This window comes from Mycobacterium sp. E3339 (assembly GCF_001666915.1).
Classification (GTDB): domain Bacteria; phylum Actinomycetota; class Actinomycetes; order Mycobacteriales; family Mycobacteriaceae; genus Mycobacterium.
Genome location: NZ_LZIZ01000242.1, coordinates 1 through 701 on the forward strand (window position 1 = coordinate 1; position 701 = coordinate 701).

Below are 701 nucleotides of genomic sequence, written 5' to 3' on the forward strand. Positions count from 1 at the left end.
CCGGCCGCCGCTCCGGCGGGATTGGTGGTTGGCGGCGCGACCGCCATCGGCGCCAACATGGCCGCCGCCGCCGAGGACCCCGCGTAGGCGTACATGGCAACGGCGTCCTGTGCCCACATCTGGCCGTACTGCGCCTCGGTGGCCGCGATCGCCGCCGCGTTTTGGCCCAGGAAGTTGGTCGCCACCAGCATCATCAGCAAGCCCCGGTTCGCGGCGATCATCGGCGGCGGCACGGTGGCCGCAAACGCCGCCTCGTGCGCGGCCGCGGCCGCGGCGGCTTGCATCCCCGCCTGCTCGGCCTGCGCGGCGGTGGCGTGCATCCAGGCCACGTAGGGAGCGGCGGCGGCGGCCATCGACGCCGACGACGGACCCTGCCAGCCGGCATCGGTCAGATCCACGATCGCGGTCCCGTACGCCGTCGCGGCCGAACGCAGCTCGGCCGCCAGACCCTCCCAGGCCATCGCCGCCGCGAGCAGGGACGCGGGCCCTGGCCCCGCGTACATCAGGCCGGAATTGATCTCCGGGGGCATCGCACCGAAATCCATCACTACATTCCTTTCTTGCTAACCCAGCACCGGCAGTGGCTTCGGGCCGGCGAACGCTTTGACCACCGGCTCCGCGTGGACGATGTGCTCGGCCGGCAGGTGCGCGGGCAGCACCTTCTCGGCGGGCAGGGCGGCCGCGAACTGGGCTGGCGCGGT

The 701-nt window shown here is 73.0% G+C and carries 1 protein-coding gene; it reads right to left on the reverse strand.

Going from position 1 to position 701, the window contains the following annotated elements:
- On the reverse strand, positions 1 to 545 hold a 545-nt coding region (locus A5702_RS22645), incomplete at its 3' end, for a PPE family protein (RefSeq protein WP_156669719.1).
- Positions 546 to 701 lie beyond the last annotated feature (156 nt).